Raw genomic sequence first — 23,077 nt, forward strand, 5'->3', positions numbered from 1 at the left:
GCCCCTACTTCTTCTCTGTCGCCGGCTTCTTCTTGAAGCTCGACTTGATGTTGCCGAAGATGTCCGGCTTGGCGCCGTGCGAGCGCATGATCGTGTACTGCTGGATGAAGGTCAGCGTGTTGTTCGCGATCCAGTAGATCACAAGCCCGCTCGCGAACCGGCCCAGCATGAACATGAACACCCAGGGCATCCAGTTCATGATCGTCGCCTGCGTGGCGTCGGCGGGCGCCGGGTTCAGCTTCTGCTGAAGCCACATCGAAATGCCGAGCAGGATCGGCAGGACACCGAGCGAGAAGAAATAGAACCAGCTCGTCGGATCGGGCGCGGCGTTCGGGAGCAGCCCGAACAGGTTCAGGATCGACGACGGATCGGGGGCGGAAAGGTCGCGAATCCAGCCGAACCAGGGTTCATGGCGAAGTTCGAGCGTGACGAAAATCACCTTGTAAAGCGAGAACCAGATCGGGATCTGCAAGAGGATCGGCAGGCAGCCCGAAGCCGGATTCACCTTGTTCTTCTTGTAAAGCTCCATCATGCCCTGCTGCATTTTCATGCGGTCGTCGCCCGCCTGTTCGCGCAGCTTCTCCATCTCCGGCTGAAGCTCTTTCATCTTCGCCATCGACACGTAGGAGCGGTAGGCGAGCGGGAACAGCACCATCTTGATGACGAAGGTCAGGGCGATGATCGACCAACCCATGTTGCCGATGAACGAGTGCAGCCAGTGCAGCACGGCGAAGATCGGTTTGGTCAGGAAAAAGAACATGCCCCAGTCGATCGAGTCGAGTAAGCGGTAGATGCCCTCGTCGTTCTGGTAGTCGCGGATCGTGTCCCATTCCTTGGCGCCCGCGAAGAGCCGCGTGGAGACTTCGGCGGTGGCACCCGGCGCGACCTCGATGGTCGGCAGGCGCACTTCGGTCTGATAGATGTCAGCACCTTCGACGTATTTCACGACCGCCGTATAGGGCTGGCCGCTTTCCGGCACGAGGATGGTTTCCCAATAGTGATCGGTGAAGCCGACCCAACCGTTCTCGGTGATCGCGGTGGCTTCGGCGGGGGCGCCCTCACGCGGGTCGCGGTCGAGTTCGCGGGCGTCCTTGTAGTCGATTTCCGAGAGTTCGGTATCGTCCTGACGGATCACGCCCTCATGCAGAATGAAGAACCCCTTGAGGTTCGAGGGTTCGCCGTGGCGCGCGATCAGGCCGTAGGGGGCAAGGCGTTGGGCGATGTCGGACCCGTTCTCGACCGACTGGCGCACGGTGAAGAGGTAATCCTCGTCGACCGAGATCGTGCGGCGAAAGATCATGCCTGCGTCGTTCGTCCAGGCCAGCGTGATCGGCGTTTCGGGGGTGAGCGTGTCGCCCTCTTCGAGTTCCCATTGGGTCATCGCGCCGGGGACGTCGGCATTGCCGAGGTTGCCGCCCGGAGCCCAGCCATAAAGCGTGTAATAGGCCTCGTCCGAACCCGACGGCCGCAACAGCGTGACGGTATCGGACCCTTTGTCGAGCGAGACGCGGTAGTCGGACAGATGCAGGTCGTCGATACGTCCGCCGATGAGCGAGATCGAACCGGACAGTTTCGGCGTCTCGACCGGAATGCGCGGGCTGTTTTCCAGCGTCTGCGCCGTGGTCGTCGTGTCGGGCGTGGCCTCAGGTGCGGCGTCGGTGCCGGTCTGCTCGGCCGCATTCGGGGGCGTGGCGGCCCCGTCGGTTGCGCCGGGGGCGAGGGTTTCGGCAACCTCCTCGGGCTGGACGGCTTCCGGTTCCGCAGGTGGGAACAAGAGCATCCATGCCGTGATGACCACAAAGCTCAGGACCGTCGCGATCAGGAGGTTTCGATTCTGGTTTTCCATAAAGGCCCACCACGTGAATTTCGGATGGTGGGGTTCAAACCCCCGCAAGGCCAAACGTCAAGCGGTTTTACCAGAATTCACGGCGGTGCGAGGCGTCTTGCCGCGCGATCCGGCCGAGGTTTTCATGCGGGTTGTAACCCCTGAAACCTCAACTCGCTTTCTTGCCGCGCGGATTCTCGGCGTGGTCGATCGTGGGCATCGTCGACAGCTTGGCCTGATGGGTGTCGATCCAGGTCGCGGTGTCTTCGAACGGCATCGGGCGGGCGATGGAATAGCCTTGCACATGACCGCACCCAAGCTGGGCGAGCATCGCGTGTTCGCCGTGGGTTTCGACCCCTTCGCCCAGCGTATCCAGCCCAAGCCTTTCGGCCATGGTGAGGATCGCCGACACCATGTTCTGCTGGTCGCGGTCGGTATCCACCTGGCTGATGAAGCTGCGATCGATCTTGATGCGGGTCACGTCGAAACGCCGGATGTTCGAGATCGAGGCATGACCGGTGCCGAAATCGTCAAGGTCGATGCCGCAGCCCAGTCGAGACAGGGCGGCGATGTTGCGGGTCGTGGTGTCGTCTTCCGACTGCGCGACCACGTTTTCCAGCACTTCGATCACGAGGCGGTCGGGGCCGAGGTCGAAACGGTCCAGCTCCCACCTGATCTTTTCGAACATGCGCGGGTTGCGAAGCTCTTCGGGCGAGACGTTGACCGCGACATTGGGCACTTTCAGCCCCGCCTTGTCCCACGCCTTGAGCGCCGTGAGCGCGTGATAGAGGATGACCTCGCCCAGCCGTTCGAACAGCCCGGCCTCGGCGATGGCGGGCAGGAACGCGGCGGGGGCGATCTGCCCTTTCTCGGGGTGCTCCCACCGCGCGAGCGCCTCGAACCCCGTCAACTGGCCGGTGTCGGTTGACACCTGCGGCTGGAACCACGGGCGGATTTCGCCGTCTTCCAGAGCGCGCAGAACCTCACGCGTGAGGTTGTCGGGCACCGATACACGCGGACGCATCCCGTTGGAGAAGGCGCGGATCGACCCCGGCCCCGCCTTCTGAGCCTCTTCCAGCGCGCTTTCGGCGGCGTCGAGCAGGCTTTCCCCGACCTGATCGGGCACGCGGGAGGGCATCGAGAACCCGAGGCAGGACGACAGCAACACCCGTGTGCCGTCGAGCGATATGGGCTGGCCGACAGCGTCTTGCAGACGACCGGAGAGTTGGATCATGACCTCAAGGTCGGTGCGTGGCGTGCGCGCGATCGCGATGCCGAAACATCCGGGTTTCAGCGCGGTCACCACGTCGCTTTCACGCAAGACCGCTTTCAGCCGTTCGGCGCAGGTGCGCAGGACGGTGCCCGCGCCCGCCTCACCGAACTGAGATTCGAGCGCGCTGGCATTGTCGATCTCGAGGACGAGGCACACGGGCGGATCGCCGGCATCGTTCGACCCGCTCGAAAACCCCTGTGACAGGGTCGCGATCAGATCCTGCCGACCGGGCAGCCCCGTCAGCATGTCGCGCCGTGCCCGGACCCGCCACGGCGCCGGAACATGCCCGGTCAGAACGAGGATGCCCGGAAGCGTCACCGCGATCACGAGCGCCAGACCTTCGCCCCCGAACCAGAACGCGCCCAGCATGATCGCGGGGAGAAACGCGAGCATCTGCGGCCCGAGCAGGATCATGCGGAGTTTCTTGCGAAGCGCGTCGCGCTGTGCCGAGGTCGTGATGCTCATCGTCTGCTCCCCTATCCGAGGCGCAAGGGCCGCCTCTTCGGTCCGTTGGACCATATGGGGAACGAGTCAACCTGCGGTTAACAGCTTGGGCCTTCAGGTGTCTTCCGTTTGGCCGCGCGTCAGCCCCGCGAAATCGAAGAGTTTCGGGTCGAGCAGATGCGAGGGGCGGGCATTCATAAGGGCACGGAACATGACCTGCCGCCGACCGGGCGCGTTCTTTTCCCAGCCGTCGAGAATCTGTTTCACCTGCTGGCGCTGCAATCCGTCCTGCGACCCGCACAGATCGCAGGGGATGATCGGGTAACCCATATCGCGGGAAAATTTTTCGCAATCCTCCTCGGCCACATGGGCAAGGGGGCGAAACACGAACAGGTCGCCTTCTTCGTTGACCAGTTTCGGCGGCATGGTCGCAAGGCGTCCGCCATGAAACAGGTTCATGAAGAAGGTTTCGAGGATGTCGTCGCGGTGATGGCCAAGCACGACCGCGTTGCACCCTTCCTCACGCGCGATGCGATAGAGGTTGCCCCGGCGCAGTCGCGAACAGAGCGCGCAGAACGTCCGGCCCTCGGGCACCTTGTCCATCACGATGGAATAGGTGTCCTCGTACTCGATCCGGTGCGGCACTTGGCGGTCTTCCAGAAATTCCGGCAGCACGGTGGCCGGAAACCCCGGCTGGCCCTGATCGAGATTGCAGGCGAGGATTTCGACGGGCAGAAGCCCGCGCCACTTCATCTCGTACAGCGCGGCCAGCATCGTGTAGCTGTCCTTGCCGCCCGACAGGCAGACGAGCCATTTCTGCCCCGGTTTCGCCTGCCCGGTCTCGTCCCGCTCGACCATGCCATAGTGCTCCACCGCCTCCCGCACGTTGCGCAGGATGCGTTTGCGGAGCTTCTTGAACTCCGTGGTCGAAGGGGCGCCGCGAAACAGCGGGTGGATGTCATCGGACTCGTCGAGCATGAGCGCGGATTACCGTGGGGCGGGGCGTCTGGCAAGGGAAGTGGCGCGACGGTTGCGAACGAGAATACGCCCGCCCGCCGCGCCGACGGAAAAGTGCCCCTCCGCGCGAAATACTCTGCACGGCCCGGCCTTCAATACACCCGACGGCCCAAGCGGGTCGCCGGTCTATGACGCGTGCTCAATCGGTGCTGCCTGCATGAACGGTTCGAAATACGAACCACCTGCGCCACGGCGTGATTTGTACTGATAAATCAGGTGCCTGTGTGCGCGATGGTGCGGATGACGCTGGATTTGGAGCGGTTGACGCCCAAGGGTTCGCGAACCGACCGGGTTTCACATTTCACGATGCGAAAGCGCCGAACGCACGTCGCCCACGCGAGAGCGACTTACCGGGAGTTGTGATCCATCCACCGTCAACAACTTCGGGTTGCCGCTTTCGAATTTCACGCCTGCCATGCGGTCGGTCGCGATCCAGTGCGAGCGGTGCACCCTGATCCCGGCCTCGTCGGGGACCAGTCCGACGGCTTCGGACAAGGGCAGGCGGATCAGTTCTTCGCCCCGCTCGGTGAAAACGCGCACGTATTGGTTTTCGGCAAGCATCCTCAGTACCCGGCCCCGCACGGCGGGCGACAGGTGATCCTGAAGCCGGCAGGACGTGGGCGGGCGATAGGACCAGATCTGCTCCGGCTTCACGTCGATGCCCGCATGGGGCAGGAAATAGACCCAAAAGATGAACAGGCCGATGACGGCGGAAAGGACGACCCAGGCGACGACGATGGCGACGTGCCAGACGATCTCGGCCCCCGTCAGCCCGTGACCTTCGACAAGCGCGAAGACAACCGCGAGGACGAGGGCGAGTGGAATGTAGATCGCGATGTGGACCGGAAGGATCGGCCAGCCCCGGTCGAACGCCTCGCGAAACACGCGGGGGAGCACGAAATAGCTGTGGGCCAGAAACACGACGGTGTCGAACAGGTGAATTCCGGCGCGAAGCCACAACGGCTGATGCGCGAACAGCCCGCCGGGCGCGAAGATCGTGATGAACAGGGCGAGGACCAGCGCGGTTCCGAAGCAGTAGGGCGACAGAATATAGCCCTGAAGAATCGTTTCGATATCCCGACCGCGCGTAGCGGTGTTTCCCGCTTTGGATGTCATGCTGCGATGTGCCCCCTGCGGCACCATCGCTCCCGACCGGTGCCTGACGCATTCGTAACGAAGGTCAGGTTATCCTGTCCATTATTAATTGGGAGGGGGCGCGGCGGCCCCTGTCACCCGGCCCGCATACCGTCGCCCAGCCGCTTGCCCGTGTTCCAGTAGGCTTCGGCGATTTCGGCCGACCTGAGCGGTGTGCCCTTGGCGAGGCGGCGACAGAAATTCTCCATCTTCTCGTCGAACATGACGGCCTTGGTCGCGTTCTGCCGTGGCGGCATCCGCACCGCGTCCGGTGTCATCGGCTGACCGAGCTCGGAAAGCAGCCGTGCCGCGCCTTCGGGTCTGGTGATCTCGGACAAGTCAGCGCGGTGGATGTGAATGCGGGGGTTCGTGGCGGTCAGCCGCGCGTAATACTCGGCGCGGGCGAACACCTCGTGCACATACCACAGCGACGTGCCCGCGGGCCCGTGCTGCATGAACGGCTCGGCCTTGACGATGGTGTTGGGATAACGGGGATCGAGCGCGAAGAGCCATGTGAAGCCGAAATTGGCGAACTCGAAGCGGTTCACGTAGCTCCATTGGATCTTGAACGCATCGCGGGTGAGGATGACCAGATGCACCTCCCCGACCTCGGTCAGCGGCGCGATGTTTTCGACCAGTCCGGCCTTGAACAGGAAATGCGACACCTCGGCATATCGGTCTGCCGGGCTGTCCATGACCCGCGCGAGTTTCTGAAGCCAGAAGGCGCGCACATGCTCCACATTGCCGACGGAGTTGAAATTCGTGAGGTGCGACGCGTCCGGGCTGTCGACCCCCAGCGTCTCATACGCCAGCCGTTCGTGATGCACCTCGGCCCCGGTCCAGTTCAGGCGCAGAAGCTCGGTCAGGAATACGGTTCCCGAGCGGCCTGTCGTCAGGGGGAAGAGGAATTGGCGGGGCATCGGCCCTCCGGCTAAGGCTTTTTCCTCTTATCGCCGGGGTCCGGCACCGGGTCAAATCCCATGCCGCCAAGCGGATGGCAGCGCCCGATGCGCCGGATGGTCAACCAGCCGCCCTTGAACGCGCCGTGTTTCTCGAGCGCCTCGAGCGCATAGGCCGAGCAGGTCGGCTGATAGCGGCACGAATGGCCGACCCATGGCGAGAACACGAGGCGGTAGAAGCGCACGGGAAGCGCGACGATATGGGCGAGCGGCGTCATGCGAGGGATATAGGGTGGCCGGGCGCCATCCGCGAGTCGTCAAAGCGCCGCGGGACGCTTGCACTTCGGAGGAATGCAGGTAGGACGGAAGGACAGCGCAAGAGGCGGTTCATGGCACGTATTTTTATCACCGGCACGGCTGGGTTCATCGGTTACCACCTCGCCCGCCTGCTGCTGGACGAAGGCCACACCGTCCACGGTTTCGACGGCATGACCGACTACTACGACGTCACGTTGAAGCAGCGCCGCCACGCGATGCTGTCGCAGAGCGAGCGGTTCGCCGCGACCGAAGCGATGCTGGAGGATCTGGCCGCCGTCGATACGGCCATCGACGGTTTCGTGCCGGAGATCATCGTCCACCTCGCGGGGCAGGCGGGGGTGCGCTACAGCCTCGAGAACCCGCGCGCCTATGTCGATGCGAACGTCGTCGGCACCTTCAACATCATGGAAGCCGCGCGGCGTCACGAGGTGCGGCACCTGATGATGGCCTCCACCTCGTCGGTCTACGGCGCGAATACCGAGATGCCGTTCAAGGAAACGGACAAGGCCGACACGCCCATGACGATCTATGCCGCGACCAAGAAGGCGACCGAGGCGATGGGGCATTCCTATGCGCATCTCTACGACCTGCCGACGACCATGTTCCGGTTCTTCACCGTCTACGGCCCGTGGGGCCGCCCCGACATGGCGCTGTTCAAGTTCGTGCGCGCGACCCTCGGCGGTGAGGCGATCGACGTCTACAACCACGGCGAGATGTTCCGCGACTTCACCTATGTCGAAGACCTCGTGCGCGCGATCCGGCTTCTGATGTTCGACGCGGTGCCGGCGCGGCCCGAGAACGGCGAAGTGCCGGAGGGCGACAGCCTGTCACCGGTCGCGCCCTATCGCGTGGTGAACATCGGCAATTCCCAGACCGTCCGGCTTCTGGATTTCGTGGAGGCCATCGAGGATGCGCTGGGCATGAAGACCGAGCGCAACTACATGGACATCCAGCCCGGCGACGTGCCTGCGACATGGGCGGATGCGGGTCTGCTTGAGCGGCTTACCGGCTACCGCCCGCAGACCGACGTGCGCGACGGTGTGCGCGCCTTCGTCGACTGGTATCGCGACTATTACGGCGTCTGACGCTCAAGCGCGGATCAGACCCACGCGCCCGATGCTGTCATAAGCCACGAACCCCGCTTCGGCAGCGGCGTCGGCGCTGTAGATATTGCGCAGGTCCGCCATCTTCGCCGATTTCATGCCGGACGCGATCTTGTCGAGGTCGAGGGCGCGGAATTCGTTCCATTCGGTCAGGATAACGATAAGGTCGGCGTCCTTGGCCGCGGCATAGGGGTCATCCTGCCACTCGACGCTGGGCAGCAGATGCTCGCCCTCGCGCTTGCCCTGCGGATCACAGACCCGCACCTTGGCGCCGCCCCCGACGAGCGATGGCACGATTGTCAGCGACGGGGCATCGCGCATGTCGTCGGTGTTGGGTTTGAACGTCACACCCAGCACAGCGACGGTCTTGCCGTTGAACGAGCCGCCGCAGAGGTCGACCAGCTTGTCGATCATCCGCCGCTTCACATCCTCGTTCACCTTGATGACGGTTTCCACGATGGAGATGGGTGCGGCATGTTCCTGCCCGATCCGGGCCAGCGCCTTGGTGTCTTTCGGAAAGCACGAGCCGCCGTAGCCGGGGCCCGCGTGCAGGAACTTGTTGCCGATGCGCCCGTCCATGCCCATGCCCTTGGACACGGCTTTCACGTCCGCGCCCACCTTTTCGCACAGCGCCGCGATCTCGTTGATGAAGGTGATCTTGGTCGCGAGAAAGGCATTGGCGGCGTATTTAATCATTTCGGCCGACTCGAGGTCGGTCGTCACGATGGGGAAGTCGCGCAGGTAGAGCGGGCGATAGATCTCCTCCATCACCTTGGCGGCGCGGTCGGTTTCGACCCCCACGACCACGCGGTCGGGCTTCATGAAATCGTCGATCGCCGCGCCTTCGCGCAGAAACTCGGGGTTCGACGCCACATCGAAATCGAGGTCGGGGTTCGCCGCAGCCACCACGTCACGCACCTTGGCGTTGGTGCCGACCGGGACGGTCGATTTGGTGACGATGACGATGTAATCCTTGGCGGCCTTCGCGATCTCTTCGGCGGCGGCCATGACATAGGTGAGATCGGCGTGACCGTCGCCGCGCCGCGTGGGTGTGCCGACCGCGATGAACACCGCTTCGGCCCCGTCGATGGCACGTTCGAGGTCGAGCGTGAAGGACAGCCGCCCGGCTTCGACGTTCTTGTTCATCAGACGATCCAGCCCCGGTTCGTAGATCGGAACCTCGCCACGCTCCAGCATCTCGATCTTGCGCGGGTCCTTGTCGACGCAGATGACTTCGTGCCCGAAGTCCGAGAAGCACACGCCGGACACGAGGCCGACGTATCCGGTGCCGATCATGGCGATTTTCATGGAATGTCCTTCACAAGAAAACTGGTTTCGTCATCGAGTGACCCAAAGGGGGTCGCAGGTCGCACTTTCCAGATTTCCTTGAAATCCACAAGACGCCAACGGGGTGCAAGCGACTGGTCCGCCAGTGTTGCCGCATTGCAGCATCGCGGTCGGAAAAACTTGCGCCGCACGGTCCGGTTCCGCATGATCCGGGGGCAGGGGGACGCACCATGAACGAGATCATCCACATCCTGCATCTGCTGGCGGCGACCACATGGGCCGGCGGCAACCTGTTTTTCGCACTGATCCTGTTGCCCGCCATGGCACGCAGCCCGGCGGCCGAGGCCTCGGCCCTGTTCGACCGGATCGGCCCGGCCTCAGGCCTCGTGATGGGGGTCAGCGGTGTGCTCGTCCTCGTCACAGGGCCGCTTCGCGCGTGGTCGGGCGGTGGCATTCCCAGCTTCGGGGCGCTTGGATCGCCCTATGGCCTGTGGGTCATCGCGGCCTTCGTGATCGTGGTGGCGGTATCGGGTTTCGACGGGGCCGGGCGGGCGCGTCTGCGCCGGTCTTTCGACGACCCGTCCACCTATCCCACGGTCGCAGGCGGCATCGCGCGGCGCACGGCATGGGTGACCGCAGGCGGCATGACCCTGCTGATCCTCATCATGGCGCTGTTGGGGCTTGGTCTTTACTGACCGTGGACACGGGCGAGAGCCGCACGGAGATCGGTCTTCATCGCATCGAAATCCCGTTCGACCGTGCTGCCGGGGCGTGCGACGAGCACGTAATCCCAGCCTGCGCGCCCTTCGGCGGCGATGAGGGCGCGGGCGATCTCGCGCAAGCGGCGTTTGGCCCGGTTGCGGGCGACCGCGTTGCCGACCTTCTTGGATGCCGTGTAGCCGACGCGCACGACCGCATCGTCGTCGCGCCGGTCGCGGCCCTGCAACAGGAAGGCAGGCGCGGGCGCCTTGCGGGCGCGGGCACAGGCCAGAAAGTCCGGGCGCTTTTTCAGCGTCGCCAGACAAACGGAAACCGCCGGCGGCGCTTCGTGCCCGGCCTCATGGCCGTCCACGGGTGCCTCCGGCGGTGTCATGTCTTCAGCCGAGATGTCGGACCCGCTTACGCGGACAGCGACTTGCGGCCCTTGGCGCGACGCGCGTTCAGGATCTTGCGGCCGGCCTTGGTCGCCATGCGCGCACGGAAACCGTGGCGGCGCTTGCGAACCAGGTTCGAAGGTTGGTAGGTGCGTTTCATCGCCCGTCTCCGTCAGGTTCTGGACCCCGAAAGGTCCATCTTCGTCTCATGCCCACTGATCCCGATGGAATCGGGGCGGAATTCGTTGAAGCCCGGTCTATAGGGGCGGTTCGGGGCCAAGTCAAACCCCGCGTCGGTCCTTTTGAAACATTTTCGCGACGCGGATCAATGCGGCGTGAGGGGGGTGGCGGGACCAACGCTTCATCGTCATGGTGCGATCACTTGAGCAAGGAGGACGCCTTGAACGCCGAACGGATCAAACGCCTGATCCCGATCACGATCATCGCCATCGTGGCGCTGGTCGGTTTCGTCCTGTTCCGCGACCGTCTGACCTATGACGCGCTGGCCGAAAACCGCGCCGACCTGATCGCGTTTCGCGACGACAACTACCTGCTTGCCGTTCTGGTGTTCATCGCTTCCTACACCGCCATCGTGGGCTTCTCCCTGCCCGGTGCCACCATCGCCACGCTCACCGGCGGTTTCCTCTTCGGTCTTTTCCCCGGCGTCTTCTACAACGTCGCCGCCGCGTCCATGGGTGCGCTCATCATCTTCTCTGCCGCGAAACTTGGGCTGGGGGAGCGATTGGCGGCCCGGATGGAGGCGTCGCCGGGCCGGATCGCAAGGCTCAAGGCCGCTATCGACAAAAGCCAGTGGTCGGTCCTGTTCCTCATGCGCCTGATCCCGGTGGTGCCGTTCTTCGTGGCCAACGTGCTGCCCGCCCTCGTGAACGTGCGCACATGGGTCTTTGCGGTGACGACCGTGGTCGGGATCATTCCGGGCGCGTTGATCTACACCTCGGTCGGCTCCGGTCTGGGCGAGGTGTTCGAGGCAGGTGGCACGCCAGACCTCGGCATCATCTTCAAGCCCTATATCCTCGGGCCGATCATCGGCCTTTGCGCTCTGGCCCTGCTCCCCCTCATCCTGCGCGTCTTTCGGAAGGAGCCCATCGCATGACCGTCATCAAGACCGACATCTGCGTCATCGGGGCCGGGTCCGGCGGGCTGTCGGTCGCCTCGGGCGCCGCCCAGATGGGGGCGAAGGTGGTGCTGATCGAAAAGGGCGAAATGGGGGGCGATTGCCTCAACACCGGCTGCGTGCCGTCGAAGGCGCTTCTGTCCGCCGGGGCCAAGGGACTGGATTGGGACGCGGCCCACGCGCATGTCAAATCCGCCATCGCGACCATTGCGCCGCACGACAGTCAGGAGCGGTTCGAAGGTCTGGGCTGCACCGTCATCCGGCACCATGCGCGGTTCACCGGCCCGCGCGAGGTGCAGGCGGGCGACACGACGATCCGTGCGAGACGCTTCGTCATCGCCACCGGATCGCGCCCCTTCGTGCCCGAGGTTCCGGGGCTGGACGAGGTGCCGCATTACACGAACGAAACGATCTTCGATCTGGCCGAACAGCCGAAACACCTCTTGGTGATCGGCGGCGGCCCCATCGGCTGTGAAATGGCGCTGGCGCATCGGCGGCTGGGATGTGAGGTGACCGTGCTGGAGGCGCAGAAGGCGCTGGGCAAGGACGACGCCGAAGCCGCCGGGCTGGTGCTGGACACTTTGCGCGACGAGGGCATCGAGATCGTCGAGGGGGCGCAGGCCGTGCGCGTGCGCGACACCGAGGGCCGGATCGAAGTGGTGACCGAATTCGGGCGGGTCTTCACCGGGTCCCACATCCTCGTCGCCGTCGGGCGCAAGGCGAATACGGACGACATGGGGCTGGACAAGGCCGGGGTCGAAACCACGGACCGCGGGATCAAGGTGGACGACCGCCTGCGCACCACGAACCGCCGCATTTTCGCCGTGGGCGACATCACCGGCGGTCTGCAATTCACCCATGTCGCGGGCTATCACGGCGGGGTGGTGATCCGGCCCACAGTTCTGCGGCTCCCGGCCAAGGCGCGGACCGACCACATCCCGTGGTGCACCTATACCGACCCGGAACTGGCGCAGGTCGGGCTGACCGAAGAGGCCGCGCGCAAGGCGCATGGCGACAAGCTGACGGTCGTGCGCGCCGACTTCGCAGGCAACGACCGTGCCATCGCGACGGGGGAGACCAAGGGCTTCATCAAGGTCATGGTCGTGAAATCAAAGCCCGTGGGGGTGACGCTCGTCGGCAAGAACGCCGGCGAACTGATCGCGCCCTGGTCGCTCGCCATTTCTCAGGGCCTGTCGCTTTCGGCCATATCCGGCATGGTCCTGCCCTATCCCACGCTGTCAGAAATTTCCAAGCGCGCCTCTGGGAACTTCTACTCGCCAAAACTATTTGAGAATGAAACACTAAAACGTGTGGTTCGGGTCCTTCAAAGGCTCGTGCCGTAGACACGCAGGTAGGGACGAGATGTTTTTGAACTCGCTCTCCGGCAGGTTCCTGATCCTGACCGCCGCATTCGTCATGCTGGCGGAAGTGCTTATCTTTGTCCCCTCCATCGCCAGTTTTCGCGAAGATTACCTGCAATCCCGGCTCGAACGCGCGCAGATCGCGTCGCTCGTCCTGCTGGCCGACGACATGATCGACGCGGAGCTGGAGCGGGAGCTTCTGCTGAACGCCGAGGTGTTCAACGTCGTGCTGCGACGCGACGAGGCGCGGGAACTGATGCTGTCGTCGCCCGTGCCGGGCCCGGTCGCCGCGAGTTTCGACCTGCGCGAAGAGAGTTTCGCCATGCTGATGCGCGATGCCGTCGTGCGCCTTTTCGACAGCGAGAACGAGGTGATCCGGGTGATCGGCGACCCGGTGCGCGAAGGCGGGCTGGTGATCGAGGTCACGATGGAAAGTGCGCCCCTGCGCGATGCCATGCTGGAATATGGCCGCCGTATCCTTGCCCTGTCGGCAATCATCTCGATCGCGACGGCCGTGCTTTTGTTCCTGTCCGTCCGCACCCTGATGGTGCGCCCGATCAAGAAGGTCGTGCAGAACATGATGGGCTATGCGAAGGCGCCCGAGGACGCCCGGCAGATCATCGCGCCCGCGTCGCGGGTGCGGGAATTGCGCGAGGCGGAAGAGGCCCTCCACGACTTGCAGGAACAGCTTTCGAGTGCGCTCAAGCAAAAGGAACGGCTGGCCCAACTGGGCGGTGCGGTCGCCCGCATCAGCCATGACCTGCGCAATATCCTGACCACGGCCCAACTTTTCGCAGACCGTGTCGAGATGAGCGAAGACCCCGGCGTGCAGCGCGCCGTGCCCAAGCTGATGGGTTCGATCAGCCGCGCGGTGAATCTGTGCGAATCCACGCTCGCCTTCGGCAAGGCCGAAGAACCCGCGCCGCGCCTGACCCGGTTCAACCTGTCGGAAGTGGTCGGCGACGTGGTCGACAGCGAACGCCTTGCCGCCGGTGAAGACGACATTTCCTATTCCGAAGACGTGCCCGCGAACCTGTCTGTCCGTGCAGATCCCGAACAGCTTTATCGCATCCTGCGCAACCTCGTGCGCAATGCCCGTCAGGCGCTTCAAGGCGCGAGCGGTGGCGAGATCATGGTGTCGGGCTATGAGACCGCCGACGAATGGACGATCCGGGTCGAGGACACCGGGCCGGGCCTGCCGCCCAAAGCGCAGGAGCTTCTGTTCCAGCCCTTCGCGGCAGGTGGGCGCAAGGGCGGCACCGGGCTGGGGTTGGCGATTTCCGCCGAACTGGTGCGCGGCCATGGCGGGCGGCTCGAGCTTGAACGGACCGGGCCGGACGGCACCGTCTTTGCGATCCACCTTCCGCGCGGGCTGGAAACGCTGGCCGATCCGGTGGCGCGTGAGGAAGCGGCGCAGTAATTCGCGGATTGCCCCTTGCAATGCCCCGCCTGTGCCGTTACATCGCCGCTACCCCGCGCGCTGGTAGCTCAGTTGGATAGAGTACTTGACTACGAATCAAGGGGTCGGGGGTTCGAATCCTCCCCAGCGCGCCACTTTCCTTCCATGCCGGATCGATCCGAGGTTCACCTGAACCGGGACGCGAAGCGCGCCATTTCGTTCGCGGTCGGGGGTTGCCCGGTGTAGGTCTGCACATAGTGCGGAAAGCGTGCGAGGCGGGTTTCGAGGCCTTCTTCCACCTGCATCGAGATGTAGCCGATCTGAACGAGGTAGATGGTGCGCGCGCGCACGTCGGCTTCGTCCCCGTCATAGCCGTAGCGGGCGAAAAGGGCGCGGATCGCGGCGAGGCGGGTTTCGTCGGCCTGAGCGACGCGGGCCCGGACGGTGTCGGACTGGTGCGCCCATCCGCGGATGGCGAAGTCGAACCGCGCCTCGAAGCCGCCGTCGTCCAGAAACACCGCGATCAGGTTCAGAACCGCCTCCTGCACGGTTTCGGCATAGGCGTCACAGGCCGAGACGAGCGCGCCTGTGTTCGTCGCTTCCCAGTCTTCCAGAAGGGCGTCCAGCACGGCGGCGCGATCCTTGAAGAACCAGTAGAAGCTGGTGCGCGACAGGCCGATCCGCTCGGCGAGGGGCTGGATCTTCACCGCGCCGATGCCACTATCGATCAACGCGGACTTGGCCGCGTCGAGCCACCCCTCACGCGATCCGCGCCAGCCGGTTTCCGTGATGTCCCGTGCGTCGGTCATGGCGGCGATCCTATGCGCCGGGGCGAGGTCGGGCAAGGAGAATAGACACCGATGTCTCCAAACTTGACATAAGTGAACATTTTGTGGAATCGCTTGCCGAGCCACGGAGGTTTCCATGTCCAACGACCCGCTTCTCCAGCCCTATCAACTCAAACATCTGACGCTGAAGAACCGGCTGATGATCACGAGTCACGAGCCGGCCTATCCCGAGGACGGGATGCCCAAGGACCGGTATCGCGCCTATCACGTGGAGCGGGCGCGGGCGGGTGTGGCACTGACGATGACGGCGGGGTCGGCGAGCGTCTCCCGCGACAGTCCGCCGGTGTTCAACAACATTCTGGCGTGGAAGGACGAGGTCGTGGGCTGGATGAAGGCTCTGACGGACGAGTGCCACGAGCATGGCTGCGCGGTGATGATCCAGTTGACCCACCTTGGCCGCCGGACGCGGTGGGACAAGGCCGACTGGCTCCCGGTCGTGTCGCCCAGCCATGAGCGCGAGCCGTCGCACAAGGCGTTTCCGAAAAAGGCCGAGGACTGGGACGTGGCCCGGATCATCGCGGATTACGCCGATGCCGCCGAACGGATGCAGGCGGCGGGCCTCGACGGGATCGAGTTGCAGGCCTACGGGCACCTGATGGATCAGTTCTGGTCGCCGCTGACCAACACGCTCGACGGCCCCTATGGTGGCGATCTGGACGGGCGCCTGCGCTTCACCTTCGACACGCTGAAAGCGATCCGCGACCGGGTCGGGTCCGAGTTCATCCTCGGCGTGCGCTACACCGGGGACGAGGATCTGCCGGGCGGTCTCACGCGCGAGGACGGGCTGGAGATTTCCAAGCGGCTCAAAGACAGCGGCATGGTCGATTTCCTGAACGTGGTGAAGGGGCATATCGACACCGACGCGGGCCTGACCGACGTGATCCCGGTGCAGGGGATGCGCTCGGCCCCGCATCTGGATTTCGCGGGCGACATCCGGGCCGCGACGCAGTTCCCCACGTTTCACGCCGCCAAGATTCAGGACGTCGCGACAGCGCGCCATGCCATCGCCTCCGGCAAGCTCGACATGGTCGGGATGACCCGCGCGCATATGGCTGATCCGCATATCGTCGCCAAGATCATGCGGGGGGAGGAAGATCGTATCCGGCCCTGCGTCGGGGCGAACTACTGCCTCGACAGGATTTACCAAGGCGGCATGGCGCTTTGTCTGCACAACCCCTCGACGGGCCGGGAGATCGAGCAGCCGCATGAGATCGCACCAGCCGAGAGCTGGCGTCGCGTGGTCATCGTCGGCGCCGGGCCTGCGGGGCTGGAGGCCGCACGGGTCGCCGCGCTCAGGGGCCATGAGGTGATCGTGCACGAGGCCGCGAACGATCCCGGCGGGCAGGTGCGTCTGGCCGCGCAGACACCACGGCGCGCCGAAATGATGCAACTCATCCAGTGGCGCGTTGCGGAGTGTGAGCGGCTCGGCGTCACCTTCCGTTACAACAGTTTCGCGGATGCGGAGACGGTCGCCGACCTTGCGCCGGACGTGGTGATCGTCGCCACCGGGGGTCTGCCGCATGTCGAGGTGCTGCGTGAGGGCGACGACCTCGTCACCTCGACATGGGACATTCTGTCGGGCGACGTTCGCCCCGGCGCGAATGTGCTTATCTATGACGATGCGGGCGACTATCCGGCGTTGCAGGCCGCCGAAAAGATCGCGGCGACGGGCGCGAAAGTCGAGGTGATGACCCGCGACCGAAACATCGTGCCCGAGGTCATGGCGATGTCGCTGACCCCCGCGCTGCGCGAGCTTCAGGCGCGCGACGTATCATTCACCGTGACATGGCGGCTGGATGCGGTGCGGCGGGACGGCAATGAACTCGTCGCGGACATCGGCAGCGATTACGGCGATGTCCAACGCGAGCGTCGGGTGGATCAGGTGGTGGTGAACCACGGCACCCGGCCCTTGGACGATCTATATTTCGACCTGCGCCCCGGTTCCTCCAATCTGGGCGAAGTCGATTACGAAGCCCTCATCGCCAATGCGCCGCAAACCGTCGCCACGAACCCGGAGGGCACATATCGGCTTTTCCGCATCGGCGATGCCGTGGCCGCGCGCAACACCCATGCGGCGATCTACGACGCGCTGCGCCTCGCGCGGGCCCTGTAGGCGGCGGGCGATGTTCGCGGGACGCACAGGGATTGGGCGCGGATCGGGGCGCTTCGATGCCGGAACGGACAGCGGCAAGGCGCCAATTTCCGCGCAGGTCGCGGACGGATTTTCGCGTGTCGGATTCCGCCCGTTCGAGCGGCGCAAAATCGTGTTTTGGAAACGCAGGAATGGCGCGCGCCGGGCCGACTGACTCGCGAGCTTTCTGCAAATCGGAAACCTCACCCCGCCGGGTGGATGCATCATCCGCGGACCACATCGGAGAAGTCACATGTTGCGCGACTCGGACGTTCTTTCGCAACTCATGCGCCGCAAGCCGGGCTATTCGCTGTCTCAGGATCTGTATTGCGACGCGGGCACCTTTGCCGTCGATCTTGAAAACATCTGGTATCGCGAATGGCTTTACGCCGTGCCCGCCGTCGAAGTGCCGAAGGCCGGGAGTTACGTGGTGTACGAGGTGGGTGCCTATTCGGTCGTCATCGTGCGCGGCAACGACGGCGAGATCCGCGCCTTCCACAACTCCTGCCGCCACCGTGGATCGGTCCTGTGCAAGACCAGGAAGGGCACCAACCCCAAGCTTGTCTGCCCTTACCATCAGTGGACGTATGAGCTGGACGGCAAACTCCTGTGGGCGCGCGACATGGGGCCGGATTTCGACGCTTCGAAGTTCGGGCTGAAGCGGGTGCATTGCCGCGTTCTGTCGGGGCTGGTTTACATCTGCCTTGCCGACCGCGCGCCGGATTTCGACACCTTCGCCGCCGTGGCCGAGCCCTATCTCGCCCCGCACGATCTGACCAACGCGAAAATCGCGCACCAGTCGACGATCATCGAAGAGGGCAACTGGAAACTCGTGTGGGAAAACAACCGGGAGTGCTATCACTGCTCGGGCAACCATCCGTCGCTGTGCCGCACCTTTCCCGAAGATCCGGCGGTCGCAGGGATCTCCGAGGACGGGACGTTCCCGCCGTCTGTCGAAAGCCATTTCCAGCGGCTCGAAGCCGCAGGCGTGCCGTCGCGGTTCCACCTGTCCGATACTGGCCAATACCGCCTCGCGCGTATGCCGCTGCTGGGCGGCGCGCAGAGTTACACGATGGACACGAAATGGGCCGTGGCCAAAAAGCTGGGCCGGGTCACGGACGACACGCCCGGCACGCTGCTCAAGTTCCACTACCCGACGACCTGGAACCACTTTCTCGGCGATCACGCCATCACCTTCCGCGTGACCCCCATCGGCCCCATGCGGACCGAGGTGCAGACCACGTGGCTGGTCCACAAGGACGCGGTCGAGGGGCAGGATTACGACGTCAAACGCTTGACCGAAGTGTGGGAACACACCAACGAGGAAGACCGCGAAGTGGTCGAGAACAACCAGCGCGGCATTCTTTCGCCCGCCTACGAGCCGGGGCCATATTCGCCGGTGCAGGAAAGCGGCAATATTCAGTTCGTCGAATGGTACGCCCGCACCCTCATCCGCGCGATCACCGGTCCCGCTGTCCTCGCGGCGGAGTAAGAGATGGGCTTGCAGACCGACCTGACCGCTTCCGCCGACGCCGCGATCTGGCGTGACGAGGAACTGCTGGAATGCTGCGCGGTGGTGCCCGAGGCGCCGAACACCGCGTCGTTCAGCTTCATCGCGCCGTCGGGGGCCGTGTTCAAATACGAGCCGGGGCAGTTCGTCACGCTGGAGCTTCCGGTGCCCGGCGGCACGGTCTGGCGCACCTACACGATCAGCTCGTCGCCCTCGCGCCCGCTGACCCTGTCGGTGACGGTCAAGGCGCAGGCGGACTCCATCGGCACGCGATGGATGCTCGACCACCTGCGTCCGGGAATGAAGATCAAGGCCACGGGGCCTGCGGGCATCTTCACCCTGCCGACGCGCGAGCGGAAGAAATACCTGTTCATCTCGGCTGGCTCCGGCATCACGCCGTCCCTGTCGATGACCACCTATCTCTATGACAGGGGCGCTGGCACCGACATCGTGTTCCTGCACTGCGCCAAACGACCGAGCGAGATCATCGCGCGTCAGCGGTTGGAGATGATGGCGGCCCGCGTGCCGGAGCTGAAGCTCTATTTCCTTGTGGAAGAGGACGACCCTTACCACGTCTGGACCGGGTTTCGGGGGCGTCTGAACCAGTTGATGATCGGCCTGATCGCGGGCGACTACATGGACCGCGAGGTCTATTGCTGTGGTCCCGAACCGTTCATGGATGCGGTGCGCGAAATGCTCATCGGCCTCGGCTACGACATGGACCGATATGCGCAGGAAACCTTCGTCGCCCCGGTCAAGACGGAAGAGCAGCTTCCTGACCCGGACGATCTGGTGCTCGACGATGCGGCCGAAGCGCGCGTCACCTTCGCGCGGTCGGACACGACGGCGGACTGCACCGAGACCGACACGATCCTACAGGTCGCGCGCAATTCGGGCATCGTGATCCCCTCGGGCTGCACCTTCGGCGTCTGCGGCACGTGCAAGATCAAGAAGACCTCGGGTCAGGTCCACATGGTTCACAACGGCGGAATTTCGGACGACGACATCGAGGCGGGCTATGTGCTCGCCTGTTGCTCGCACCCCATTGGGGCCGTCGAAGTCGAAGCCTGAGCGGGCGGCTTAGTCAGCCGTCCACCCTCCGTCCAGCATCATCGCGCTTCCGGTCATCAGGCCGGAGGCGTCCGAGGCGAGGAACACGGCGGCGCCTGTGATGTCGCCCACTTGCCCGATGCGCCCCAGCTTGATCTTGGCCAATACGCTGTCGAGGAAAGCCTGATCCTCGAAGAACGGTTTCGTCATCGGGGTTTCGATGAAAGTCGGGCAGATCGTATTCACGCGGATGCCGTTCGGCCCCAGTTCGACGGCCAGCGCCTTGGTGAAGCCTTCGATGGCCCATTTCGATGCGCAATAGAGCGTGCGATTGGCCGCGCCGACGTGACCCATCTGCGAGGACATATTTATGATCGAGCCCTTGGTCCCGTTCTCGACCATCTTGGCCGACACCGCCTGCGCCGCGAAGATCGCGGCTTTGACGTTCAGGTCGATGACCGCGTCGTAGTCGTCCTCGCTCACCTCGGACAAGGGCTTGGGCCGGTTGGTGCCTGCGTTGTTCACGAAGACGTCGAAGGCGGGGCGCCGGGCGATGAGGGTGGCGAAGCCCGCGATGTCGGTCACGTCCGCGACCAACGCCTCCGCCTTGAACCCCTGATCGGTGAGCGCCTTGGCCACGGCCTCGACCTCCGCGCCCGTCCGGGCGCAGAGCGTGACTTCGGCCCCGGCGGCGGCGTAGGCCTCGGCAATCGCGCGGCCGATCCCCCGACCCGCGCCCGTCACCAAGGCACGCTTGCCCGAAAGCGAGAAGTCCGGCGCGCTCATTCCGCGGCCCCGCGGTAGGGTGCGGCCTCGCCATAAGGCACGTTGATCCCGCCGTAGCGGCGCACGCGGACGTTGCACTGTTCGGCGTGGCCCACGAATCCTTCGAGCATACACAGGCGCGAGCCGTATTCGCCGACCAGCGTGGCCGCCTCGTCCGTCGTGACCCGCTGATAGCTGTGGGTTTTCAGGAACTTGCCGACCCAAAGCCCGCCGGTATAGCGCCCGGCCTTTTTCGTCGGCAGGGTGTGGTTCGTGCCGATCACCTTGTCGCCGTTCGCCACGTTGGTGCGAGGGCCGAGGAACAGCGCGCCGTAACTGACCATATTGTCGAGGAACCAGTCGTCGCGGTCGGTCATCACTTGCACATGCTCATAGGCCATGTCGTTCGCGACCGAGAGCATCTCGTCATAGGTGTCGCAGAGGATCACGTCGCCATAGTCGCGCCAGCTTACGCTTGCCGTCTCGGCGGTGGGCAGGATTTCGAGCAGGCGGTCGATCTCGGCCAGCGTCGCTTCGGCCAGCCTGCGGGAATTGGTGATGAGGCAGGCGGGGGAGTTGTAGCCGTGCTCGGCCTGACCCAGAAGGTCGGTCGCGCACATTTCGGCGTCCACCGTGTCGTCCGCGATCACCATCGTCTCGGTCGGACCCGCAAAAAGGTCGATGCCCACGCGCCCGAAAAGCTGCCGCTTGGCTTCGGCCACGAAGGCGTTGCCGGGGCCGACGAGCATGTGGACCGGGTCGATGCTTTCCGTCCCGATGGCCATGGCGCCCACCGCCTGTATACCGCCGAGAACGAGAATTTCATGCGCGCCGCCCAATTGCATCGCGGCGACGATGGCGGGGTGGGGGGCACCCTTGACCGGCGGGGCCGAGGCGACGATGCGCGGGACGCCAGCGACCGACGCCGTCAGCACCGACATATGGGCCGAGGCGACCATGGGGAACTTGCCGCCGGGCACGTAGCAGCCCACGGACTGCACCGGGATGTTCTTGTGGCCGAGGATCACGCCCGGCATCGTCTCGACCTCGGTATCGGTCATCGTCGCGCGCTGGGCCTCAGCAAAGCGGCGGATCTGGGTCTGGGCGAACTTGATGTCCTCCATCTCGCGCGTCGTGACCTTCTGCTTCGCGGCCTCGATCTCGGACGGGGTCAGGCGGAACGCGTTGGGCGTGTAGCCGTCGAATTTCTCCGACAGATCGCGCACGGCGGCATCGCCCCGCGTTTCGATATCCTTCAGCGTCGCTTCGACCGTGGCGCGCACTTTGGCGTCGTCCTCGGCCCGCTCGGTTTCGGGTTTGCTGCGTTTGAGATGTTCGATGGCCATGCGATGTCCTCCACTTCGTCGCCTTCACCTAGCGGCAGCATCGCGGATCGGGCAAGGGTGACCACCTAGTGTGAAAAGTTTTCAAGCCGTTTCGCGCCGGATCATCTCGACCGGCAGGATACGGATCGTGCCGCCGACAGTCGGATCGGCCTTCTGCGCGTCGATCAGGTCCAGCGTTTCGGCCACCATCCGGCGCAGCGGCTGGCGGATCGTGGTCAGCCGGTAAGAGGGCCACGCGGCCATTGGAATATCGTCGAACCCGATGATCGCCACGTCCTCCGGCACGCCCAGCCCCGCCTCGCGCGCCGCGTCGACCACCGCCAGCGCCATGACGTCGTTCAGGGCGAAAACGGCGTCGGGCGGGTTCGGACCGTCGAACATAACCCGCGCCGCCGCAAAGGCCGTATCGTAGCGATAGGCCCCGTCGGGCGCGGCAGTGAGCGGTCGACCCAACGCGGTCAGCGCATCGCGAAACCCTCGGCTGCGTTCGATGTGCGTCGATGTATCGGCGCTCCCCCCGACCATGGCGATGCGTTGCCTGCCGAGTGCCGCAAAATGTTGGGCCGCCAGTCGCCCGCCCGCGTAGTTGTCGCAGGTCACCGCCGTCATGGCGGCGTCCGGCTGCACCCGATTGAACAGGATCACCGGCATCCCGGCGTCGCGACAGGTGCGCGCAATGCGTGACGACATATGGGCCGAGGTGACGATGGCCGCGTCCGAGCGATAGTCGAGCACCTGCTGCAACACCGCGTCCACATCCATGTCCGGCGGCACCGTATGCAGGATCAGGCGTCGCCCCGCCGCGTGGATCGCCTGTGAAAGCTCGGCAGCCGCGACGGGATAGAACGGGTTCTCCAGATCGCCTGCGACGAGGGTAATCGTTCCGGTCGTGACCGAGGCCACGGCTTGCGCGGCAGGCGAGACATAGCCAAGCGCGCGGGCGGCTTCGATCACACGGGCGCGCTTGTCGTCGGACAGGGACCGATCCGACCGGAACGCGCGCGACACGGCGGATCGGGACACGCCCGCCCGTTCCGCCACATCCTGAGCGGTGATTTTCCGCGCCACGTGATCCTCGCCCTCTGCTGCGAGGTGACTTGAAAACATTTCAATCCGTGGATCAAGAGGTCGGCCTCTG

At 64.6% G+C, this 23,077-nt stretch carries 21 protein-coding genes and 1 tRNA gene; 9 read left to right on the top strand and 13 right to left on the bottom strand.

The annotated features are described in order from the left end of the window. Window positions 1–4 precede the first annotated feature (4 nt). The 6 genes from yidC to yidD form a co-directional block, all read right to left on the bottom strand. On the bottom strand, window positions 5–1,846 hold the full coding sequence (gene yidC, locus FCT00_RS20525; RefSeq protein WP_138424476.1) for a membrane protein insertase YidC: 1,842 nt from the start codon (window positions 1,844–1,846) through the stop codon (window positions 5–7). Between the two features lie 148 nt (window positions 1,847–1,994). Then, the gene (locus FCT00_RS20530; RefSeq protein WP_008331453.1) at window positions 1,995–3,563 is read right to left on the bottom strand and encodes a putative bifunctional diguanylate cyclase/phosphodiesterase; all 1,569 of its coding nucleotides are present in this window, start codon (window positions 3,561–3,563) and stop codon (window positions 1,995–1,997) included. Between the two features lie 93 nt (window positions 3,564–3,656). Further along, window positions 3,657–4,520: a tRNA 2-thiocytidine(32) synthetase TtcA gene (gene ttcA / locus FCT00_RS20535; RefSeq protein WP_138424477.1), complete on the bottom strand. Its 864-nt coding sequence runs from the start codon at window positions 4,518–4,520 to the stop codon at window positions 3,657–3,659. A 333-nt stretch (window positions 4,521–4,853) separates the two neighbouring features. Next, a complete protein-coding gene (locus tag FCT00_RS20540; RefSeq protein ID WP_171043077.1) occupies window positions 4,854–5,675 on the bottom strand; it encodes a LytTR family DNA-binding domain-containing protein in 822 nt (273 codons plus the stop codon). Between the two features lie 113 nt (window positions 5,676–5,788). Next, entirely contained in the window at window positions 5,789–6,613 is an 825-nt protein-coding gene (locus tag FCT00_RS20545) for a hypothetical protein (protein WP_138424479.1), read from the bottom strand. Window positions 6,614–6,624: 11 nt separating this feature from the next. Next, window positions 6,625–6,870: a membrane protein insertion efficiency factor YidD gene (yidD, locus tag FCT00_RS20550; protein ID WP_008331447.1), complete on the bottom strand. Its 246-nt coding sequence runs from the start codon at window positions 6,868–6,870 to the stop codon at window positions 6,625–6,627. Window positions 6,871–6,981: 111 nt separating this feature from the next. Between yidD and FCT00_RS20555 the strand changes: the two genes are divergently transcribed. Beyond that, window positions 6,982–7,995 carry a GDP-mannose 4,6-dehydratase gene (locus tag FCT00_RS20555; protein WP_138424480.1) on the top strand — a complete coding sequence of 338 codons (1,014 nt, stop codon included), beginning with the start codon at window positions 6,982–6,984 and terminating at the stop codon, window positions 7,993–7,995. Between the two features lie 3 nt (window positions 7,996–7,998). On the opposite strand, the gene FCT00_RS20560 is transcribed toward FCT00_RS20555, so the two are convergent. Next, on the bottom strand, window positions 7,999–9,321 hold the full coding sequence (locus FCT00_RS20560; protein WP_138424481.1) for a UDP-glucose dehydrogenase family protein: 1,323 nt from the start codon (window positions 9,319–9,321) through the stop codon (window positions 7,999–8,001). 209 nt (window positions 9,322–9,530) lie between these two features. Between FCT00_RS20560 and FCT00_RS20565 the strand changes: the two genes are divergently transcribed. Further along, window positions 9,531–9,995: a hypothetical protein gene (locus tag FCT00_RS20565; RefSeq protein ID WP_138424482.1), complete on the top strand. Its 465-nt coding sequence runs from the start codon at window positions 9,531–9,533 to the stop codon at window positions 9,993–9,995. Here the strand turns inward: FCT00_RS20565 and rnpA are convergent. Both rnpA and rpmH read right to left on the bottom strand, forming a co-directional pair. Next, entirely contained in the window at window positions 9,989–10,393 is a 405-nt protein-coding gene (gene rnpA, locus FCT00_RS20570) for a ribonuclease P protein component (RefSeq protein WP_138424483.1), read from the bottom strand. The two genes, FCT00_RS20565 and rnpA, sit on opposite strands and share 7 nt — an antisense overlap. Before the next feature lie 26 nt (window positions 10,394–10,419). Then, complete coding sequence (gene rpmH / locus FCT00_RS20575) at window positions 10,420–10,554, bottom strand: 50S ribosomal protein L34 (RefSeq protein WP_008331438.1); 135 nt, start codon at window positions 10,552–10,554, stop codon at window positions 10,420–10,422. A gap of 168 nt (window positions 10,555–10,722) precedes the next feature. Here rpmH and FCT00_RS20580 point away from each other — a divergent pair, with 168 nt between their 5' ends. The 4 genes from FCT00_RS20580 (at window position 10,723) to FCT00_RS20595 (ending at window position 14,444) form a co-directional block, all read left to right on the top strand. Next, the gene (locus FCT00_RS20580) at window positions 10,723–11,508 is read left to right on the top strand and encodes a TVP38/TMEM64 family protein (RefSeq protein WP_138424484.1); all 786 of its coding nucleotides are present in this window, start codon (window positions 10,723–10,725) and stop codon (window positions 11,506–11,508) included. Further along, the gene (locus tag FCT00_RS20585) at window positions 11,505–12,872 is read left to right on the top strand and encodes a dihydrolipoyl dehydrogenase family protein (protein WP_138424485.1); all 1,368 of its coding nucleotides are present in this window, start codon (window positions 11,505–11,507) and stop codon (window positions 12,870–12,872) included. Before FCT00_RS20580 ends, FCT00_RS20585 begins: the two co-directional genes overlap by 4 nt. 19 nt (window positions 12,873–12,891) lie before the next feature. Further along, entirely contained in the window at window positions 12,892–14,310 is a 1,419-nt protein-coding gene (locus FCT00_RS20590) for a sensor histidine kinase (protein WP_008331424.1), read from the top strand. Window positions 14,311–14,367: 57 nt separating this feature from the next. Then, window positions 14,368–14,444 (top strand) — tRNA-Arg (locus FCT00_RS20595). 30 nt (window positions 14,445–14,474) lie between these two features. Here the strand turns inward: FCT00_RS20595 and FCT00_RS20600 are convergent. Beyond that, window positions 14,475–15,098, bottom strand: a complete 624-nt coding sequence (locus tag FCT00_RS20600; protein ID WP_138424486.1) for a TetR/AcrR family transcriptional regulator — start codon at window positions 15,096–15,098, stop codon at window positions 14,475–14,477. A 115-nt stretch (window positions 15,099–15,213) separates the two neighbouring features. On the opposite strand from FCT00_RS20600, the gene FCT00_RS20605 reads away from it, so the two are divergent. The 3 genes from FCT00_RS20605 (at window position 15,214) to FCT00_RS20615 (ending at window position 19,849) form a co-directional block, all read left to right on the top strand. Beyond that, window positions 15,214–17,250: an NADH:flavin oxidoreductase gene (locus FCT00_RS20605; RefSeq protein ID WP_138424487.1), complete on the top strand. Its 2,037-nt coding sequence runs from the start codon at window positions 15,214–15,216 to the stop codon at window positions 17,248–17,250. 271 nt (window positions 17,251–17,521) lie between these two features. Continuing rightward, window positions 17,522–18,760, top strand: a complete 1,239-nt coding sequence (locus tag FCT00_RS20610) for an aromatic ring-hydroxylating oxygenase subunit alpha (protein WP_138424488.1) — start codon at window positions 17,522–17,524, stop codon at window positions 18,758–18,760. A gap of 3 nt (window positions 18,761–18,763) precedes the next feature. Then, complete coding sequence (locus tag FCT00_RS20615; protein ID WP_138424489.1) at window positions 18,764–19,849, top strand: hybrid-cluster NAD(P)-dependent oxidoreductase; 1,086 nt, start codon at window positions 18,764–18,766, stop codon at window positions 19,847–19,849. Window positions 19,850–19,858: 9 nt separating this feature from the next. On the opposite strand, the gene FCT00_RS20620 is transcribed toward FCT00_RS20615, so the two are convergent. From FCT00_RS20620 to FCT00_RS20630, 3 genes are all read right to left on the bottom strand, one after another. Next, the gene (locus FCT00_RS20620) at window positions 19,859–20,614 is read right to left on the bottom strand and encodes an SDR family NAD(P)-dependent oxidoreductase (RefSeq protein ID WP_138424490.1); all 756 of its coding nucleotides are present in this window, start codon (window positions 20,612–20,614) and stop codon (window positions 19,859–19,861) included. Continuing rightward, window positions 20,611–21,939 (bottom strand): histidinol dehydrogenase, encoded by a 1,329-nt coding sequence (gene hisD / locus FCT00_RS20625; RefSeq protein ID WP_138424491.1) that lies wholly within the window; start codon window positions 21,937–21,939, stop codon window positions 20,611–20,613. Before hisD ends, FCT00_RS20620 begins: the two co-directional genes overlap by 4 nt. Window positions 21,940–22,020: 81 nt before the next feature. Then, the gene (locus tag FCT00_RS20630) at window positions 22,021–23,007 is read right to left on the bottom strand and encodes a LacI family DNA-binding transcriptional regulator (protein WP_138424492.1); all 987 of its coding nucleotides are present in this window, start codon (window positions 23,005–23,007) and stop codon (window positions 22,021–22,023) included. Window positions 23,008–23,077: the final 70 nt, after the last annotated feature.

The organism is Maritimibacter alexandrii, from assembly GCF_005871115.1.
GTDB classification, from domain to species: domain Bacteria; phylum Pseudomonadota; class Alphaproteobacteria; order Rhodobacterales; family Rhodobacteraceae; genus Maritimibacter; species Maritimibacter alkaliphilus.

Excerpts from the sequence above, each read along its gene's own strand:
- FCT00_RS20600 (WP_138424486.1), bottom strand. The coding sequence starts at position 15,098 with ATGACCGACGCACGGGACATCACGGAAACCGGCTGGCGCGGATCGCGT.
- rpmH (WP_008331438.1), bottom strand. The coding sequence starts at position 10,554 with ATGAAACGCACCTACCAACCTTCGAACCTGGTTCGCAAGCGCCGCCAC.
- FCT00_RS20620 (WP_138424490.1), bottom strand. The coding sequence starts at position 20,614 with ATGAGCGCGCCGGACTTCTCGCTTTCGGGCAAGCGTGCCTTGGTGACG.
- FCT00_RS20585 (WP_138424485.1), top strand. The coding sequence starts at position 11,505 with ATGACCGTCATCAAGACCGACATCTGCGTCATCGGGGCCGGGTCCGGC.
- FCT00_RS20615 (WP_138424489.1), top strand. The coding sequence starts at position 18,764 with ATGGGCTTGCAGACCGACCTGACCGCTTCCGCCGACGCCGCGATCTGG.
- FCT00_RS20540 (WP_171043077.1), bottom strand. The coding sequence starts at position 5,675 with ATGACATCCAAAGCGGGAAACACCGCTACGCGCGGTCGGGATATCGAA.
- FCT00_RS20590 (WP_008331424.1), top strand. The coding sequence starts at position 12,892 with ATGTTTTTGAACTCGCTCTCCGGCAGGTTCCTGATCCTGACCGCCGCA.
- FCT00_RS20530 (WP_008331453.1), bottom strand. The coding sequence starts at position 3,563 with ATGAGCATCACGACCTCGGCACAGCGCGACGCGCTTCGCAAGAAACTC.
- FCT00_RS20610 (WP_138424488.1), top strand. The coding sequence starts at position 17,522 with ATGTTGCGCGACTCGGACGTTCTTTCGCAACTCATGCGCCGCAAGCCG.
- FCT00_RS20565 (WP_138424482.1), top strand. The coding sequence starts at position 9,531 with ATGAACGAGATCATCCACATCCTGCATCTGCTGGCGGCGACCACATGG.
- FCT00_RS20555 (WP_138424480.1), top strand. The coding sequence starts at position 6,982 with ATGGCACGTATTTTTATCACCGGCACGGCTGGGTTCATCGGTTACCAC.
- ttcA (WP_138424477.1), bottom strand. The coding sequence starts at position 4,520 with ATGCTCGACGAGTCCGATGACATCCACCCGCTGTTTCGCGGCGCCCCT.
- rnpA (WP_138424483.1), bottom strand. The coding sequence starts at position 10,393 with ATGACACCGCCGGAGGCACCCGTGGACGGCCATGAGGCCGGGCACGAA.
- FCT00_RS20580 (WP_138424484.1), top strand. The coding sequence starts at position 10,723 with ATGCGGCGTGAGGGGGGTGGCGGGACCAACGCTTCATCGTCATGGTGC.
- yidC (WP_138424476.1), bottom strand. The coding sequence starts at position 1,846 with ATGGAAAACCAGAATCGAAACCTCCTGATCGCGACGGTCCTGAGCTTT.
- FCT00_RS20545 (WP_138424479.1), bottom strand. The coding sequence starts at position 6,613 with ATGCCCCGCCAATTCCTCTTCCCCCTGACGACAGGCCGCTCGGGAACC.
- FCT00_RS20560 (WP_138424481.1), bottom strand. The coding sequence starts at position 9,321 with ATGAAAATCGCCATGATCGGCACCGGATACGTCGGCCTCGTGTCCGGC.
- FCT00_RS20605 (WP_138424487.1), top strand. The coding sequence starts at position 15,214 with ATGTCCAACGACCCGCTTCTCCAGCCCTATCAACTCAAACATCTGACG.
- yidD (WP_008331447.1), bottom strand. The coding sequence starts at position 6,870 with ATGACGCCGCTCGCCCATATCGTCGCGCTTCCCGTGCGCTTCTACCGC.
- hisD (WP_138424491.1), bottom strand. The coding sequence starts at position 21,939 with ATGGCCATCGAACATCTCAAACGCAGCAAACCCGAAACCGAGCGGGCC.